We start from the raw sequence: 18,289 nt of genomic DNA on the forward strand, positions 1-18,289 counted from the left end.
ATGCCAAAATCAGCAGGAGTACTCCGCTGATTTTGGATCTTATTGGGTATCGGTAAAACACTTGAGGTTTGACGTGCTTTTTTTTAGGTTGCATTTTAGTAGACGTACTATACAACACATAAAAGCCGCAAATAAGTAGTGCTAATGCCAGATAACTCATTATAAATTACAATAGGTTGCGCAATGCCAGATAAACTCATAAGCATCTCCTTTGAACTTGCCGGGCACTTTTTCGTTATGCGTGATCTCTAAAATATATTTAGTGTCAAAAGGCTTGTCAAAATTTAGATATCCTTGTTTATCTGTGGTAACTTTTTTAGTCCAAAGGTCTTTCATAGATAATGTTCCTTCTCCTTCGGCTAGTGGTTTTCCTTTGTAAAATACCTGTAATTTAACCGCATCAGCAGTATTGCTTACCTCTTTGATGATAAGTCCTTCGGTGTATTTTTTTACTTCTACTGGTGTTTCAGTACCTACAAGCACTTGCTTGAACGACTGATATTCTGGTTTGAAAATCCCAAAATCATATTCGGTATAATCCAGCACATTGATGTTTCGGTTTTCAAGATAAACCAGATAAGCGCCCTTTTCAGTAGGAGTGAATCCAGCTGCAAAATGATCTTTTTTTGCAGTGGTGTTCAATTGCATTTTTTTCCCAGAAGGATCAACCAACCAAAGTTTAAAGTCTGCAACACCTTTAAATGCATCGCCTTCAACTTCTTCGATTACTCCGTAGGTGTACTCACCAAAATAAACACGTACTTCTTGCTTTTTGTTTTGTTTGCCGGTCGCTGCTGTTTCTACCCACAAATAGTGCGCTAAGGCTTTGTTTGAAGCGCTTAAGAACAACGCAAGGACTAGAAGATAAACTGTTTTCATAAAGCTTTTAATTAAAAGTTATAGGTGAAATTAGCAAGCAAAGATCTTTGGTTTTGCGGGCTGATCGTTGACCATCCTTTAAAGTATTCTTTGTTTGCAATGTTGTCAAGTTTTAAGCTGATGCGAAAGTCAGGAGTGCCATAAAAAACCGAAGCATTCAAGATGGTGTATTCAGGAATTGTGAAAGTTCCACCAAGGTTACGGTTGAAGATTTTGTTTTCGCTGGCGTAATTTCCACCAAAACCAAAGCCTAATCCATCAAGAGTACCTGAAGTCAACTGGTAGCTGGCCCAAAGATTGGCAAGGTTTTGAGGACCTGCGCTTTCTGGACGTAATCCTACAAAATCTGCAGCGCCTTCAGTCAACTCGCTGTCATTATAGCTGTAGCCTGCAATGATGTTCAAACCGTCTATAGGGTTTGCGATAAAGCTGGCTTCAAAACCTTTACTTTCCTGCGTTCCATCTTGAGTGTAGAAATAGTTGGTTGCATCAACATCTATACGCAAAGCGCGATCTTTAACCTGAATATCATAGTAGCTTAAAGTAGCGCTAAGTCTTCCGTTTAAAAGATTGAATTTAGTACCTGCTTCAAATTGATTGGCGTGCTCAGGATCTAATGCGCGGTTGGTAGTTACGCCATTGGTAACTTCGTCTACCGGTGCTACGTTGCTAAAACCGTTCATATAATTCGCAAAAACCGATACTTTATTAAGGATTGGCTGGTAAACCACACCAAATTTAGGCGAAAGCGCAGTCTGCGCGTGGTTTGCATTACTAAAGCGATCTATACGTAAACTTGCCATCGCAGAAAGTTCTGGTAAAATGTTGATCACATCTGAAGCGTATGCGCTAAAAATCTCCTGTTCTGTTGTTGAAGGATTGATAGGGCTTCCGGCAAGTAATGCATCTGTCCCCGGCTGATTTAAGATTCCGCTGTCATCGGTGTAATTCGCAGGATCTGTAATGCCTAAAACTTCTTCATTAAACTCTTGAAGGTTATTACCAATGTAAATTCCACCGTTACTTACATAAGCCGAGTTGTTATTGATCACGTTGGTTTTTAAATAATCAAGACCTACAACCATACGATTGCGCATAGTTCCTAGGTTAAAATCACCAATAAAATTCTGCTGAATGTCAGTAGCGATAGTTTCAGAATTTTGTTTGCTGATGTAACGGTTAAGCACGATTCCTTCGTCAACGGTTGTGTATTGGGTTCCTTCGTATAGATAGGAATAGTACCCGTCAGATTTAGAATTAGAGCGTGAGAATGCTGTTTGTGAGGTCCAGCTGTCGCTTAACTTATAATTCATTTGCCCTTGAAAACTGTATGTAGGCGTATCTATATACAAATCATTTCCGGTGTAAGAGCGGTTGATATCATAACCTAACTCGTCAATATTGGTTACCCGTAAAGGAGCACCACGATCTAAGAACAACATCGTCTGGTTTGTGCTTCTTCCATTATAAAATTCAGTATTGATGTAAAATGATAAACGATCATTTACTTGATATGCAAGTGATGGAGCAAAGAAAAATGATTTTCTAAATCCGGCGTCTTGATAGCTGTTTTGCGTGTGATAAGCTGTATTTACACGTAAAGCGATGTTCTTTTCTTTGCTTAAGGTAGTATTCACATCTGCTGTTACACGATTTAGACCATAGCTTCCTGAAGTATAGGATACCGAACCGCCAAAGTCATAATAAGGTCTTTTTGTTGTGATGTTGATCAAACCACCATAAGAGATGAGGCTGCTTCCGTATAAAGTTCCTGAAGGGCCTTTGATCACTTCAATACTTTCAATATTAGCAGGATCCGGACTTCCGTTAGTTAAGGCTGGTAATCCATTTACTAAAGTAGGCTGAACTGCAAAACCACGTAAAGAGTAATATCCTGCACCATCGTTACCTCGACCGGTAGATTCCCAAAGTTTGTCAATACCCGGTGCGTTTTTAAGAGCATCGTCAAAGTTGGTTACGATTTGCTCTTCAAGAAGGCTTGACGTGATTGTGTTGTAAACCTGCGGATTTTCAATATCAGCCAATGGCATTTTTGAAACACTTACGCTCGTCTCGCGGGTAAACTTGTTATGTTTTTTACCCTTAATACTTACAACACCTAGCATTTCTTGAGCTTCAACAAGCTGAATAGTGCCAAGGTCTTTCGTGCTGTTTGCACTAACTGACACATCTACGTAAAGTGTTTGAAAACCAACGTAAGAGATACTTAAACGATATGCGCCTACAGGCACACGGTTTAATTCAAAGGCACCGGTGTTATCTGTAGTGGTGCCTAAGGTGGTTTGATTTAATTCTATTGTGGCTCCAGTTAGTGGAGTATTATTTTGGCTTGTAACCAAACCTTTTAGAGTAGCATCTTGTGCTGCTGCGCTTAAAGTAATTCCTAGAAAAAGGAGTACTTGTAAAAATTTACGCATACCTATTTAGATTAAATTAAAATTATTTTGAGCGCAAATGTACTAGGTAGAATTAGAGGGTCAAAGTTTATTTAGATTTATTTTAAATAATTTTCTGTTTGTTAATTACAAGCTTAAAAAAATTGATTTTTTGAATATCAGAGCCGTTTTGATTGAATATAAATCAAGTTATTGGTAGAATTGGTGACAACTATATAGCAGTTTAACAATTGCCTTTTTGGTTTATGTCTTCATAATTTGCTTAAAAAGGCATTATGCAAATGTTATAAGTTGATGCTGAAATGTTAAGCTTTTCAACGGGAACTTCTTTTTATTTTAATTTTGACCGAATAGGCTAGTTGGAGTTTTTCATAATTTTTACAAAGAATTCTAACGAGCGGTATTCAATTCGTAAACCTGTACGTATGCATAAAATTTTACCTCTAAGTCTTTTAATCCTTCTTTTTACCAGTCAAATGTGTTTTTCTCAGGAGGATACGGTTGAAGATCTTTTTGATAAACCCACCACTGCCAAAGAAAAAAATATATGGAATTACTTTACCTACGATATGGGTAATGTATTTGCCGGCGTGGGGTTTGCCTATTCGCGTCCGTTGCATTGGCAAGGGGATGATTTTCTTAGATTAGGCGGTGTGGCCGCGGGAACCACCGGACTCTTTTTACTTGATGACGAAATACGCCATAATTTTTTATCGCATAAAGATGACGTTCCTGATGTGTTGCTCAGTTACGGGCGCTACGCCGGAGCTCCACAAAATAATTATGGTCTAACCGGTGCAATTTATTTAACCGGGCTCGTTACCAAAAATGAGAAATTACGCCGCACAGGGGTTTTGATGATCTCTGCCGCAACAGCAGCCGGATTTTTACAGCAATTGAGTAAAACTTTGGTAGGGCGAGCACGTCCGGGTGCGGGATTTGGTAATCACCATTTCAAACCTAACGGAGGTTCTGCAGCGTATCGCTCGTTTCCTTCGGGTCACGCAGTATTGACCTTCACCACTTCCTATGCCATCGCCAAGCAGTTTGATAATAAATGGGTAAAAGGCGGAATCATAGCCGTTGGCTTGATCCCGGGATTAAGCCGTATTTATGAGGAAGCACACTGGGCGAGTGACGTTGCGCTAAGTTGGGCGATGAGTGCTTTTATAGTGGAAGCCATAGACAAATATCTAGATCGTAAATATGACCAGAAATACAACCCTGATGAAGATGGAATGGCCATGAAAAAGTCAGATTTTGAATGGAATCTGACCTTTGGAGGCAATCAATTAGGTGTTGTGTTTCAATTTTAAATGCTTAGGTTCAGCGCTCTATTTTGAAATCAAAAAAAAACATCTACGCGCGTTTAGGGCTTTTAACTAAAGCCTTATTTTTTCTATGCATAGGTGTGGTAACGGCTTTAGAGGCTTTTGGCCTTGGTGGTTTCAAAGCAGGCACTTCTACGTTGCTCAATGTGATTGTCAAAGAAGAATATGGTAGAGCCATACTTATTCTTTTTGCTGCCGGGCTTTTTGGCTACGTGTTTTGGCGGGTATACGAGAGTATTGTAGATAACGAAAATTATGGGACCAGTCTTAACGGTCTTGCACAGCGCATCGCTTTCTGTTTTGGAGGCTTGGTTTATGCTTTTATTGCCTTAAATGCGATTCAGGTGGCGCTGCAGGCTTCGGGCGTTTACTGGTTTTCTTCCTCAGATTTTCAAGATTTTATACACAGTGATTTGGGTTCTGTGGTGGTGCTTGGCGCTGCAATAGGTATGCTTGGCGGCACGTGCAATGAATTTTACATCGCATTCTCCCGAATCTTCACAAAAACCATACATTACGACAAAATTCCTGATTCTTTTAAAAAGTGGGCTTTAGCCTTTGGAATCATCGGCTATGCAAGCCGAGGCTTTACGCTGGGAGTGGCTGCATTGCTGTTGCTTGATGCTGCTTTTACCAACAGGGATATTTCTAGCGCCAATAAAGAAGCTGCTTTTACGTACATGCAGTATAATTTTGGTACGTTCATTTTAGGGATCATCGCTTTAGGTTTTATTGTGTATTCCTTTTATGTTTTAGTCGAAGTGCGTTACCGAAAGATTTTCATGTAAAAAAAGCTGCCCGAAAGAATATTTTAGACAGCCTTTAGTATGTTTAGTTAGCTCTTTTAATTACTTCTCTAATAAGCTTTCATTGAAGAGTTTTAAAATACGTTTGTATTCATCGGTCCAGCTGCTGGGTTCTATAAAACCATGACTTTCTACCGGATAAACCGCCAGTTCCCAATTATCTTTTCCTAATTCGATCAAACGTTGTGTAAGGCGCACCACGTCTTGAAAATGTACATTGGTATCTACCATTCCGTGCTCTATTAATAAATCTCCTTCTAAGCCTTCGGCGAAGTAAATAGGCGAAGAGCGTTTGTAAGCGATAGGATCTTGAGAGGGCTCGTTAAGAATATTGGCTGTATACCCGTGGTTATAATGCGCCCAATCAGTCACCGAGCGTAGTGCAGCTCCAGCTTTAAAAGTTTCCGGCTCATTGAATAATGCCATTAGTGTGATAAAACCACCGTAGCTTCCGCCGTAGATGCCTACCTTCTCTGGATTGATATCGTAGTTTTCGATTAAATATTCAACGCCATCAACCTGATCAGAAAGATCTTTTCCGCCCATATGGCGATAAATTCCGGTTCTCCAATCGCGGCCATAACCGGCGCTTGCACGATAATCAATATCGATCACCGTGTAACCCAGATCAGTCAACATATTGTTGAACATGTATTCTCTAAAATAGCTTGACCACCACTTGTGCGCATTTTGCAAATAACCGGCTCCGTGTACAAAAACCACCGCCGCATTATTTTTTACAGATGCTTCAGGAACATACAAACGTGCAGGCACCATAGCACCGTCGTCTGCTTTAAAGGTAATGTTCTCAGGTACGCGCCAATCGTAAGATTGAAAAGCTTCAGACTGCCCCGAAGTCAATTGCTGCGCATCTTTAGACGAACCAGTTTTCTTAAAATACAATTCCCAAGGTTTATTGCTGAAGGAATTGCGAATCGCCATATACTTCTCGTCAGGAGAAAGGCTTACTTCATTATTTCCGGGCAGGTTGGTAAGCTTTTGCATCGTACCACCCATCACCGGCATTTTGTAAAAATGACGCTCTCCCGGCCCAACTTCTGAAGTGGTCAAAAACCAAGATTTTTTATCATTAGACAAAAACGGATCGAACACTTCGTATTCCCCTTCAGTTAAGGCTTTTTTGGTTCCTGTGGTTACGTCTAACAAATACAGGTGTGAATACCCGCTTGCCTCAGACTGAAAATAAATATGCTTATTGTCTGGCAACCAACCTAAAGTTCCACCACCAAAAGACCAACCGATCCCGGGACCCGCGATCCAGGCTTCGTCGCGTTGACGGTCTAGGGTTTCAAGACTACCGTTTTCAAGATTCAGCAATGCGATCCAGCGGTCTTTATTGTCTTTAGAGCGAATGTTTACGATGGCTTTGCTGCCATCTTCAGAAAAGATCGCTTGGGAAACAATCACCTCGCGCTCTTTTTCTTCCCATTCTTTGTCCGGATAATCCTTGGTATAATCAGGTAGATCTGTGATCCCCGGAAGTTTTGAAGTGTCAACGCTATAAACCGTGTCTTTCTTAATGTTGTAAACTGCCAAAGAAACTTCGGTTTTATCTTCGCCTACTTTACTACGGGCGCGCAAGTTTTTGGTATATCCGCTTGCGTCGACATAATTGGGTACGTCAGTGCTTTCGCCGCGGTCACGTTCCATCAACATAATGGTGACAAAATCAGCTTTTGGGCTCACTTGCAATCCCGCTACTTGTTTATCGCCGTGATAAAAGGTGTAGGGCTCAGGATCTGCGGTCATCTCACGATAGGCTTTAGAAAGCGAATCTTGCTCCTCGCGCTCGCGTACAATTTGCAATAAACTCAAATTTTCATCTTTCAACCATTGGTTCTTTTCAGAAAGTTTTTCTTCTCGATCTTCTCGTGCTTTACCTTCTTGAATATTAGTCAGCTTTTTAAGCGTTCCGGTTTCTGTATTCAGCACATAGGCATTGTCATCATATTCGAACGCAATTTGCGCTTCGTCAGCTAAAAATGTGGGGTTTCCTAAACGCCCACCAAGATTGACAAGTTCTTTAGAAGTATCTTTTTTCAGATCGTAAAGATGAAGTGCGCCGTCTTCAGAATATAACTTTTTGGTTTTGTTTCGATTCCAAAGGCCGTACGGACTGGTCATCGTTTTACGCTCGGCAAGTTCTACTTTTTGGATCTTGTCAAGATTTGAAACTTCGATCTTATAAAGACTGTCTGACGGATTTTCTTCTGGATTGTAATTGAAGTAAATGGTTTTACTCTGCGGACCCCAATTAATCCGGTCAGGAAAAGTTCCCATCCATTTAGGGTCTTGCATAATTTTTTCTACCGAAAGTGCACTAGACTGTGCAAAAAGAGCCGTACTGCCTAAGGCTACAAAAGCAAAAAGCAAGGTGTGTAGTGTTTTGTTCATAGAGAAGTCATTGAAATTTTAGTTGCGGTAAGTTACAGAATAGTTGCAAAAGCAATTGATTGGAATACTCTAAAAAAAGCACAGCTTATTTATAAACTTGCTAATGGCAGAAACCTTTTTTATTGGCACCGCCAAAGGGTTAAATATTCCGTCCCGATAACAACAGGGATGCCTAGAAATTGAAAATTTGTTTCTAAGCAATGCCTCTTGGGGTTGGTCTGAGTTAGTTTGCATCAACTATATTTGCGTTCATTCCAGAAATACGCGTTATGTCGTTTAAAAAATTGATAGAGCCCTTGAAAGAAACTTTGCAACGCAAAGGCTTTACAGCTCCTTTACCTTTTCAGAAAAAGATCTTTTCAAAAATAAAAGGAGGTATGAGTATGTTTGCAATAGCTCCCGAAGGTTCCGGCAAAACCACTACTATTGTCATTAGCACAATTCAGAAATTGAAAGGAAAGGCTTTTGAAGAAGCGCCGCGTGTGCTCATTTTTGTTAAAGACAAGCAAGCAGCTTTAGATCTTGAATCTGAATTTCACAGTTATACTCAAGGCACAGATCTTCGTGTTTATTGTGCATACGATGAGAAAAACATAGACGATCAACGCGATGAGATTTATGATGGTACTGATATCGTCATTGCGACTCCTAAGCGCCTCAACAAGATTTTTTACCTAAACGGAATCAACCTTAATAAGCTACAAATGTGCATAATAGAAGATGCAGGGTTTGTTTTTAGAAACAGTAATCTTTCTGAAGTAACCCGCACGCCTGAAAGTATTGGAAAATGTCAATACCTCGTTTTTGCAGAAGAATTTGACAGCAGATTTGAGCGGTGGTTAGATAGTTTTATGTTCAACGCACCAATTATAAAAGCTTAGAGCCTTTTTTGAATCGTATTTAAAACAAAAAAGCCTCACCATTTAAGGTAAAGCTTCTCAAAGGTTTCACTACAAAACCAGTTTTCGGTGTTACCCGAAAACAACACAACTTCTTTATAAAGTACCGAATCGGGTGTTCGGATTAATTTCTTGAATAAAGCACAAAAGTAGTATTAGTTTTTGAATTTTTATTAGATAATTCAAAAAATTAAGGTTTTAAGTCTATCAAAACGTAAACAGGTAAGTGATCAGATGGATAATGTAAATCTTTAGAATCGCTTAAGGTTGCGTGTTTTAACACTTTGCTGTTGTTGCTTTTTGCCTGAAAAATATAATCGATTCTTCGGGTTACGGGCTCAGTGAATTTGAAGCCATTAAAAGTTCCTATTGGGCCAAAAGCACCATTTGGCGCTAAATCGTGCGTGTCGTCAAGTTCGGTTTTTAGCACAGCTATAGGTGCGCTGTCAGGTTCCAGATTTAGATCGCCGCTTACAAAAGCTGGTAGATTTTTAGGATTCAATTCTTTGATTTTTGCTAAGATCAAAGCGGAAGCATTTTTGCGCGCTTCAATACCTACGTGATCAAAATGGGTGTTGAATACATAGAATTTTTCACCTGATTTTTTGTCTTTAAACAACGCATAGGTACAAATACGCGGAAGCGCCGCATCCCAACCGGTAGAGATTTTTTCCGGAGTTTCAGAAAGCCAAAAGGTATCGTCTTCTAAGACTTTAAGTCGGTCTGCATTATAGAATATAGCCGAAAATTCCCCTTTATTTTTTCCTTCTCGACCTACGCCTACGTGCTTGTAGCCGGTAAGGTGCTTGCCTAAATAATCCATTTGCTCAGGCAATGCTTCTTGCACACCCATCACATCCGGCGCATAGAACAACACTTGATTGGTAAGATATTCTTTGCGTTTGCTCCAAGCGTCTGCTCCGTCAGATTCAGTTGACATTCTAATATTATAAGTCATTAGGCTTACCTCTTGTGCGCTGAGTAGATTGAGGCAAAAAAACAGACTAAAGCCTGCAAGGAGTGATTTCATAGTTGAATGGATTTAAGCAATTAAAATTAAAACAAAAGCCCTCAATACATATCGAGGGCGTGTTATGAGATCATTAAGCTACTGCATCGGCGTGCCGCGCAGGCGCTCAAAGTTTTTATACTCACGCGCAACGCGTTCTGCCGGAGCTCGTTCAAATTCTTTTTCAGTAACGCCATAAACCTCTTGAACAGAATCAAGCTTTTCGTGTAAGCTTTCGATCACATCTGCATACGCAGGATCATCAATTTTATTCTGAACTTCTTGCGGATCACTTTTCAGATCATAGAATTCCCAAGTGTCGATATCATCATAAAAGTGCATCAACTTATAGCGTTTGGTGCTGATTCCGTAATGCTTTTTGACCATATGAAAGGCAGGAAAATCGTAGTAATGATAATACAGCACGTCTCTAAAATCATCATCAGCAACTTGTTGCTCCAGTACAGGTCGCAAAGATTGTCCTTGCATGTCGGTAGCTAAGTTATTACCCTCGGCATAATCGAGAAAGGTTTGGGCAAAATCTAAGTTTTGTACCAAAGCTTCGCTGTGACTTCCGGCTTTGATCGCTTTAGGATATTGAACCAATAAAGGCGTACGGTAAGATTCTTCATACATATACCGCTTGTCAAAAAAGCCTTTTTCACCTAAATAAAACCCTTGGTCAGAAGTATAGACCACAATAGTATTTTTGTCCAAATTGTTTGCTTCCAGATAGTCTAAAATATTCCCCACGCCTTCATCAACCGCCGCAATCGTCGCCATATAATCGCGTAAATACCGCTGTCCTTTCCATTCGGCTAAGGCTTTGCCGTGCAAATCAGCTTTGTGAAACGCATCATTTTTCGCTTGATACGCTTTATCCCAAGCAGCGCGTTGCTCCGGCGTCATGCGTTCAAAATCGGTTGTCCAGGGATTATGTGCCAACTCAGGACTTCCAAGTTTCTTGGTCATTTTTAGATCGTGGCCTTCATACATATCTTTATATATCGTCTGCAGTTGCTCTTTAGAAGCCTTTGAGCCTTTGTGATCTGTAAAATAAGTTTCCGGTAACGGAAAGTTTATCGAGTCGTATTTATTAGCATAACGCAGTGCCGGCATCCAGTTTCTGTGCGGTGCTTTGTGATGCACCATCATAAAAAAGGGCTTCGTAGTATCACGCTGTTGATCAAGCCAAGTAATCGCATCTTCTGTGATAATATCTGTGGCGTACCCTTCAATCTGTGTAGTGTCGCCCGCTTCAATAAAATTTGGATTATAATAGTTTCCTTGATCTTGAATGATCTTCCAATGATCAAATCCTTGTGGATACCCGTGCAAATGCCATTTTCCTAAAATGGCGGTGGTGTACCCTAATTCCTGAAGTTTTTTAGGAAGCGTAGGTTGATCGCCATCAAAACGATCTCCATTTTGTCTAAAGCCATTGATGTGGCTGTGTTTTCCGGTAAGAATTACTGCGCGACTGGGTCCACAAATGGAATTGGTAACATACGCGCGATCCATGCGCATTCCGTTTTGAGCGATCCGATCAATGTTGGGAGTAGGTGCTAACTGACTCACCGGATGCCCGTAGGCACTTATTGCCTGAAACGCGTGGTCGTCAGACATGATAAAAATAATGTTGGGTTTTTCAGGTTTTGCTTCGGTGACTTCGGTATTTTTCGTTTCGGTTTTACAAGAATATAATGCCGAAACTATAAGGAGTAAAGAAAGAAGCTTTTTCATAAAATTATTTTTTTTCAACACGCTCTTCGTGCTGAATCAATTGATTTTCATTGACCACCGCATTGATAAATGTCGCGATCTCATTTACAAAAGCATAACCCAAATTTGCCCAGTCGTGATTACCTTGAGGTGCCGTAAGTAGGGTGTAGGAGGCATCAAGATCTTTTAATCGAGCCGCTATAAAAGCATCTCCATCCAGCGGAAGAAACCCAGGAGTATCAGGCGCGCAAAAGTGATGCGGCTGACTGTTGTAAGGCACCAAATTGTCAGCATCTCCGTGGATAAAAAATCCGGGTATGGCATTTTCTTTGGTGATGTAACGTGCATCTACCACCGCTCCCGCAAGAGAAACCACAGCTGCAATTTTAGGATAGTCGCCTAGATATTTGAAATCCGGGTGATTGGCCATATAAGTCGTATTCAAAACTCCTTCTGCACCGGCACTGCTGCCTGCAAGAATGATCTTTTCAGCATCAAAATGGAATTCAGCATTCGACTTTAAATAGGCGATCGCTTTTAAAATATCTGCGGTGGTTTGCTTAAAGGTGTCCATTTTCTCTGAAGCAGGACACGCACATCCAAAACCGGTGGCTTTGCCTTTTCGGGTAAGATTATAGCTTATGGAAGCCACCGCATAACCTTTAGCAGCTAGTGCTTGAGAAAATTTGACCTCCATTGGGTTATCGCGTTTACCGCCGCTAAAACCACCACCATGAACCAGAATAACTAAAGGTCGGTCGCTGTCGTTCTCCGCTTGTTTTGCGGTATAAAAATCCAGTTTCAGCGTGTCGCTGTAGGTGTGTGTAGATTTAACCAGATCGGCATAGACTTGTCCGACAAATTTTTCCTGAGCTTGCGCAACAAGAGTGATAAAAAGGAAAACAAATAGAATGCTGATCTGGCGTTTCATCTGGCTAAAAATTAGTTTAACGTAAAGGTTTCTTTAAGCGAGGCATTACTGTCTCCGCCTACAAAAACTTCAAATTCTCCGGGTTCTGAAATGAATTCAAGCGAACCGTTATAGAATTTTAAGTCTTCTGCTTTTAAAGTTAGCGTAACGGTTTTGGTCTCGCCTTTCTTTATAAATACTTTATGAAATCCTTTTAATGTGCGCATAGGTGGCGTGATGCTGCGTACTACATCGTGAAGGTAGAGCTGTACTACTTCTTCACCGTCGTAAGCTCCGGTGTTGGTTACATCAACCATCACGGTAACGTATTCATTTTGCCCGATGCTTTTTGAGCTCAATTTTAAATTGCTATACTCAAAAGTGGTGTAGCTCAATCCGTAACCAAAAGCAAGCGCAGGAGCGTTAGCAGCATCAAGATACTGTGATTTGAATTTTTGAAATTCGGTAGATGGAGCAGGACGTCCGGTGGTTTTCATACTGTGATAAACCGGGATCTGACCTACATTTTGCGGCCAGCTGGCTGTTAATTTTCCTGAAGGATTATAGTTTCCAAAAAGTACATCTGCAACCGCATTACCCGCTTCAATTCCCGGATGCCAAACCTGTAAAATACTTACCGGAAGTGCTAATTCTTCTGTTATGTCTAGCGGTCTTCCGCTCATTAAAACGAGAACTACAGGCTTTCCTGTTTTTACTAATTCTTGAATTAAGGTTTTTTGACTTTCAGGAATAGTGATGTCGGTACGGCTTGAAGATTCCCCGCTCATTTCTGAAGCTTCACCCACAACGGCTACAACCACATCTGCAGTTTTAGCATTTGCAAGAGCTTCGGCAAGCATTGCTTCAGGAGTTGCTTCTGAAATTTCAATACGCGGACCAAATACATTTATTTTTTTCGCGAAAGCGGAATCATTAGAAATATTCGCACCTTTTGCGAAGCTGATTTCAGCATTAGGAGCTACATTTTTTAAACCTTCAAGAATAGGTGTTGAAAGCTGTGGATCACCCGTAGGAGCCCAAGTTCCTAACATATTGTTTTTATTGTTAGCCAAAGGACCAACCAAAGCGATTTTAGCCGTTTTGGCTAGCGGAAGCGTTTTATTTTCATTCTTCAACAACACAAAAGATTTGCGGGCTGCTTCACGCGCCACTTCTTTATTTGCTGCAGTTAAAATGTCGCGTTCTGGACGCTTATTGTCTGAATATTTATAAGGATCGTCAAAAAGACCGAGTTTGTATTTTGCTTCCAAAATACGACGGCATGCGTTTGTGATGGTTGCTTCAGAAACTTTACCTTCGTCCACAGATTTTTTAAGTGTGGTAAGGAAACCTTCGCCCACCATATCCATATCTAAACCGGCATTGATAGAAAGCGCAGAAACAGCTTGTAAATCACCAAGACCGTGAGCGATCATTTCATTTACAGAGGTGTAATCTGAAACTACAAAACCCTCAAAGCCCCATTGCTCGCGAAGCAAATCAGTCAATAACCATTTGTTTCCACTTGCAGGAACGCCGTCTACGTCGTTAAACGAACTCATCACACTTTCAGCGCCGGCATCTATCGCGGCTTTGTACGGCGGCAAGTATTCGTTAAACATTTTTACACGGCTCATATCGGTGGTGTTGTAATCGCGACCACCTTCAGAAGCACCGTAAAGGGCAAAGTGTTTTACGGTAGAGATCATCGTGTTTTCTTCGGTAAGATCTTGTTGCTGATAACCGGTAACCATTGCTCTTGCGATCGCCGAACCTAAATATGGGTCTTCACCGGCACCTTCAGAAATACGTCCCCAACGAGGGTCACGCGCAATGTCAACCATTGGAGAGAAGTTCCAGTTGATTCCGTCAGCAGTGGCTTCTTTTGCAGCGATCTGAGCGGTTTTTTCGATCAATTCCATATCCCAGCTACTAGATAATCCTAACGGAATAGGAAAAGTGGTTTTGTACCCGTGAATGATATCAGAACCAATTAAAAGCGGAATTCCCAATCGGGTGTTTTTTACAGCGATCTCTTGCGCCTGACGGATTTTATCAGGTCCGGTCACACCGAATAAGCCACCTACATTTCCGGCTTTTATTTTTTCTTCCACATTCTTACTTACTACAGATCCTGTAGCGACACCGCCGCCTGGCGTAAGCAAGTTAAGCTGACCTATTTTTTCTTCTAAGGTCATTTTTTTAAGCAAGGCTTCAACCTCAGGAATGTGTTGTGCTTCCTGAGCGAAGGTTTGTGCGCCGATAAGAATAACGGCAGCAAGAATGAGTTTTGAGAGTCTATTTTTCATTAGGGTTGCAATTTTGTCTTTGTGTGTATTTTAGTTTTTGGTATGACTAAAAAGCCATTGGAGAAAGTCAGGTTCTGCAAAAGCAGGATCCCAACTGTTATGATTGGCGTGCTCATAAACCGTAACACGAGGTTTTGCACCGGCTTCAAGCATTGCGTTTGCTATTTGTAAACTGTACGTGGGTTTTACCACATTATCGTCAGCACCGTGAATGATCCAAAACGGGGTTTTCAAGGCGTAATTTTTTACATGTTCTGTACTGCCGGCGCCACAAATGGCGATCGCAGCAGCAAAAGTGTCGGGGTGGCGTTGTACCATCTCGTAGGTTCCCATTCCGCCCATGGAAAGTCCGGCAATGTATACTCGAGAAGTATCTACTTTTCCTTCATCGATAAAAAAAGAAACGAGTTTGCCGGCCATTTTTAAATGCGGCGTAGGTTGTTGATCTGGGTGAAAGGTGATCCCAATAGGATAATTGCTGCGGTCAACATCAACATTGGCCCAGTATGAATCCTTAGGACACTGCGGAAAAATTACAATCGCCGGAAAAGCATTGCGCATTCCGGGATTTGCAAAAAGCGCAGAACCGTGTGTAAGCTGTGATTGGTTGTCTGACCCGCGCTCGCCCGCGCCGTGTAAGAACAAAACCAAAGGATATTTTTTTGTTTGATCGTAGTTTAAAGGATATTGAATGCGGTATTGCAAACTGTCTCCCTCACTATGATACACCGCTTGTTCAAAACTGTCTTGAGCTATTGCCAGCGTAGTAGTGAAAAGCAAAAAGAGTATAGAAAGTTGGATCTTCATATTATTGAGGTATGGTGTAGTTAAAATTGAGTTTACCTAATCCCGCTTGTACTCTTTCATTCTGCATAAAAAGACGCCAAAGTAGGCCACTACGGTAATTCTCGATCATCACGATAATTGGACCTTGATCTATGGCGAGATAGGCTTCGGCTACGGCATAATTTTGTTGCGGACTAAACGCATCATAAAATCCGGCAGGTCCTAACAGTATGTTTTCAAGATCATAAAAACTGCGTAAGGCTGCCATGGATTCTTGTGGCGTATACGGAAACGAACTCAATGCAGCAGTAGGTGAAATCACACCGGTATCATCACCCGGACGATGCGCCTTGTAGCCTAAACTTCCGTCTGCATTTAAGGTGTAGCTTGCGGTTAATCCCCACAAATCTTGACCATAATCGCGCCATCCTAAGGGATTTTGAACGCAATAGGCATAGTTGCTTAATGCGTGATTTACCGTTGCGGTCTCGTAGTTCACATAGGCATCAGAAAGGCCAAACGGATTTAAACCCAAATAAGAATAATGTGCCCAAAAAAGCGGGCCACCGGTTTGTTCTGCACCCGCGTGTTTTACTTCTAGCGGATACCCATAAGCGTTGGCTGAAGATGCGATTCCCCCGTTTTGTGACCAGCCTTGATTATAAACTTCAGGTTCAATACTGAAGTTTTCTGAAGCTGCAGCTAGTATGTACGTGATGAGCGTCTCGTTATAGCCTTGTAATTTTAGGTTGATCGCAAAGTCATTATTGGGGCTCCAATGCCAGTACAGCACATTTTCGCCTTGCGTAAACCAATCCCATTCTACTGCGGAAACCAGTTCAAAAGCTTGCGTAGCTAATACTTGTTCATCGCTAGAACCGGATTTAAAATATTCACCCACAGTGATCAATCCTTGAGCAAGAAATGCAGTTTCTACCAGATCTGCCCCATCATCTAAATCTGAAAACGGTATCACTTCTCCGGTGCTTCCGTTGAGCCAATGTGGCCAGGCACCGTGAAAACGATCTGCATTTTCCAGAAAATCTAGGAGGGTTGTAAGTCGGTTAAAACCTTCGGTTCTGGAGATAAAGCCACGTTCTATTCCTACCAAGATTGCCATCATTCCAAAGCCGGTTCCGCCGGTGGTGACAATATTTTGATCCTGACTAGGATTAGCCGGAAGGTAACGCTCTCGCGCACCGCCAGATTCCGCGTTAGCAAAATTCCAGAAATATTTAAAGGTTTCTTCTTGAGTGAGATCTAATAATTCATCATCAGTCAACTCCGGTTCAGGTGTGGGATTTTCTCCACCATTTCCTTCCTCGGGCGTTTCCTCAGGAAGTTCAGCGACAGCATTGCCGCTGTCGCTGGAACACCCAAGTAGTGCTAGTGTTAGCGCTATGTAGATTGAATACTTAATCTTCTTCGGTTTTTAAATACGGGCTTGAAAACCCTAATTTTTGAAGTCCGTTAAGGACGTCTTCATTTTTCATAAACAGATCCCACAGTAATCCGCTTCTATAATTCTCGATCATTACAGGAATTGGTCCTTGATCAATCGCCAGATAGCGTGGTAAATACCAATCCTCCTGGAGGCTAAACGCATCATAAGGACCGTAAGTTCCCACGAGAGAATCCAGATCAGTGTAGAGATGATCTAAAAAGGCCATGCTTTCTTTAGGGGTGTAAGGCATAGACGATAAAGCTGCAGTAGGAGAGATCACGCCAAGATCATTACCCGGGCGGTGACCGGCATACCCTTTCATAGAATAACTAGACGTCATTCCCCAAAGGTCAGGACCGTAGCCTTTGAACTCCTTAGGATTATCTATTGCGTACTCATACTGAATTTTTGCGTGATTGACGTTCAGTTTCCAATAGTCACCAAATTGATCGGTCAAGCCTTTTGGATTAAGACCTAAGTAGCTGTAATGTGCCCAAAATAAAGGACCTACCGGAGCGTCATCATTATGCTCATAATGGTTGAGTATCGTACGCATCCCATACATCGTGGTATCTTTTGCGATCTGACCGTCAACACCCCAGCCTTTTTCATAAACTTCTTTTGAAATAGAGTGGGTAGGAGAAGAAGCTGCGAGAACATACATCACTAAAGCTTCGTTATAACCACCCACGGGGAAGTTCATCTTCCAACCTACATTAGGCGACCAGTGCCAGTACAATACGTCTTCACCTTGCGTGTACCAATCCCATTCTACTTCTTCCCACATACGCTGAATTTGCGCTGCGAGTGCCTGCTCTTTTTCAGAACCATTTTTGTAATATTCGGCAACGGTAAGTAATCCTTGAACCAAAAATGCGGTTTCTACTAGATCTCCACCATCATCATTTTTACTGAAAGGTTTAACCTTACCGGTCGTACCGTCTAGCCAATGCGGCCAGGCTCCGTGAAAACGGTCTGCTTTGTCTAAAAAATCAACCATTTTCTGAAGGCGTACAAAAGCCGAATCTTTTGCGATAAAACCACGTTCTGCTCCGGCAACGATCGCCATCAAGCCAAAACCGGTCCCCCCAATGGTGACCACGTTTTTATCATCAGATGGATAAATGTCATCCATATGAATACGCTCAGGAGCTAAGCCTGAATCTTTATTGGCACCATCCCAGAAATAATTAATGGTTTGCTTTTGAACTTCGTCAAGAAGTTGTTCTTCATCTATGGAAGTTTGGGAAGTGGTGGCAGCCACTTCCCGGTTTTCTTCCGTAGTATTTTGATCCTTGCAGGCAACAAAGGCTGCAAAAATCACTACAATTAAAATAAAACGCATAAAGCTTCTTTAATGTG

13 protein-coding genes are annotated in these 18,289 nt (G+C 41.5%); 3 read left to right on the forward strand and 10 right to left on the reverse strand.

Annotated elements, in window-relative coordinates; all coding sequences use genetic code 11:
* Positions 1–159: 159 nt before the first annotated feature.
* Both LDL79_RS08545 and LDL79_RS08550 read right to left on the reverse strand, forming a co-directional pair.
* Positions 160–879, reverse strand: a complete 720-nt coding sequence (locus LDL79_RS08545; protein ID WP_225599911.1) for a DUF4198 domain-containing protein — start codon at positions 877–879, stop codon at positions 160–162.
* Between the two features lie 11 nt (positions 880–890).
* On the reverse strand, positions 891–3,317 hold the full coding sequence (locus LDL79_RS08550; RefSeq protein ID WP_225599912.1) for a TonB-dependent receptor: 2,427 nt from the start codon (positions 3,315–3,317) through the stop codon (positions 891–893).
* 404 nt (positions 3,318–3,721) lie between these two features.
* On the opposite strand from LDL79_RS08550, the gene LDL79_RS08555 reads away from it, so the two are divergent.
* The gene (locus LDL79_RS08555) at positions 3,722–4,612 is read left to right on the forward strand and encodes a phosphatase PAP2 family protein (protein ID WP_225597377.1); all 891 of its coding nucleotides are present in this window, start codon (positions 3,722–3,724) and stop codon (positions 4,610–4,612) included.
* A 23-nt stretch (positions 4,613–4,635) separates the two neighbouring features.
* Positions 4,636–5,415: a DUF1206 domain-containing protein gene (locus LDL79_RS08560; protein WP_225597378.1), complete on the forward strand. Its 780-nt coding sequence runs from the start codon at positions 4,636–4,638 to the stop codon at positions 5,413–5,415.
* A gap of 60 nt (positions 5,416–5,475) precedes the next feature.
* Here the strand turns inward: LDL79_RS08560 and LDL79_RS08565 are convergent, their stop codons facing one another.
* Positions 5,476–7,848 (reverse strand): S9 family peptidase, encoded by a 2,373-nt coding sequence (locus tag LDL79_RS08565; RefSeq protein WP_225597379.1) that lies wholly within the window; start codon positions 7,846–7,848, stop codon positions 5,476–5,478.
* Between the two features lie 269 nt (positions 7,849–8,117).
* Here LDL79_RS08565 and LDL79_RS08570 point away from each other — a divergent pair, with 269 nt between their 5' ends.
* Positions 8,118–8,729: a DEAD/DEAH box helicase gene (locus tag LDL79_RS08570; protein WP_225597380.1), complete on the forward strand. Its 612-nt coding sequence runs from the start codon at positions 8,118–8,120 to the stop codon at positions 8,727–8,729.
* 208 nt (positions 8,730–8,937) lie between these two features.
* On the opposite strand, the gene LDL79_RS08575 is transcribed toward LDL79_RS08570, so the two are convergent.
* The 7 genes from LDL79_RS08575 to LDL79_RS08605 all read right to left on the reverse strand — a co-directional run bounded on the left by LDL79_RS08575 (position 8,938) and on the right by LDL79_RS08605 (position 18,272).
* Positions 8,938–9,777 carry an endonuclease/exonuclease/phosphatase family protein gene (locus tag LDL79_RS08575; protein ID WP_225597381.1) on the reverse strand — a complete coding sequence of 280 codons (840 nt, stop codon included), beginning with the start codon at positions 9,775–9,777 and terminating at the stop codon, positions 8,938–8,940.
* Between the two features lie 78 nt (positions 9,778–9,855).
* A complete protein-coding gene (locus LDL79_RS08580) occupies positions 9,856–11,499 on the reverse strand; it encodes a sulfatase family protein (RefSeq protein WP_225597382.1) in 1,644 nt (547 codons plus the stop codon).
* Between the two features lie 4 nt (positions 11,500–11,503).
* The gene (locus LDL79_RS08585; RefSeq protein ID WP_225597383.1) at positions 11,504–12,409 is read right to left on the reverse strand and encodes an alpha/beta hydrolase; all 906 of its coding nucleotides are present in this window, start codon (positions 12,407–12,409) and stop codon (positions 11,504–11,506) included.
* An 11-nt stretch (positions 12,410–12,420) separates the two neighbouring features.
* Complete coding sequence (gene bglX, locus LDL79_RS08590) at positions 12,421–14,697, reverse strand: beta-glucosidase BglX (RefSeq protein WP_225597384.1); 2,277 nt, start codon at positions 14,695–14,697, stop codon at positions 12,421–12,423.
* 30 nt (positions 14,698–14,727) lie between these two features.
* Positions 14,728–15,504 carry a carboxylesterase family protein gene (locus LDL79_RS08595; RefSeq protein WP_225597385.1) on the reverse strand — a complete coding sequence of 259 codons (777 nt, stop codon included), beginning with the start codon at positions 15,502–15,504 and terminating at the stop codon, positions 14,728–14,730.
* A gap of 1 nt (position 15,505) precedes the next feature.
* Entirely contained in the window at positions 15,506–16,903 is a 1,398-nt protein-coding gene (locus LDL79_RS08600; protein ID WP_225599952.1) for a glucoamylase family protein, read from the reverse strand.
* Entirely contained in the window at positions 16,899–18,272 is a 1,374-nt protein-coding gene (locus LDL79_RS08605; protein ID WP_225597386.1) for a glucoamylase family protein, read from the reverse strand. Before LDL79_RS08605 ends, LDL79_RS08600 begins: the two co-directional genes overlap by 5 nt.
* Between the last annotated feature and the right edge of the window lie 17 nt (positions 18,273–18,289).

This window comes from Leeuwenhoekiella palythoae, from assembly GCF_020310025.1.
GTDB classification, from domain to species: domain Bacteria; phylum Bacteroidota; class Bacteroidia; order Flavobacteriales; family Flavobacteriaceae; genus Leeuwenhoekiella; species Leeuwenhoekiella palythoae.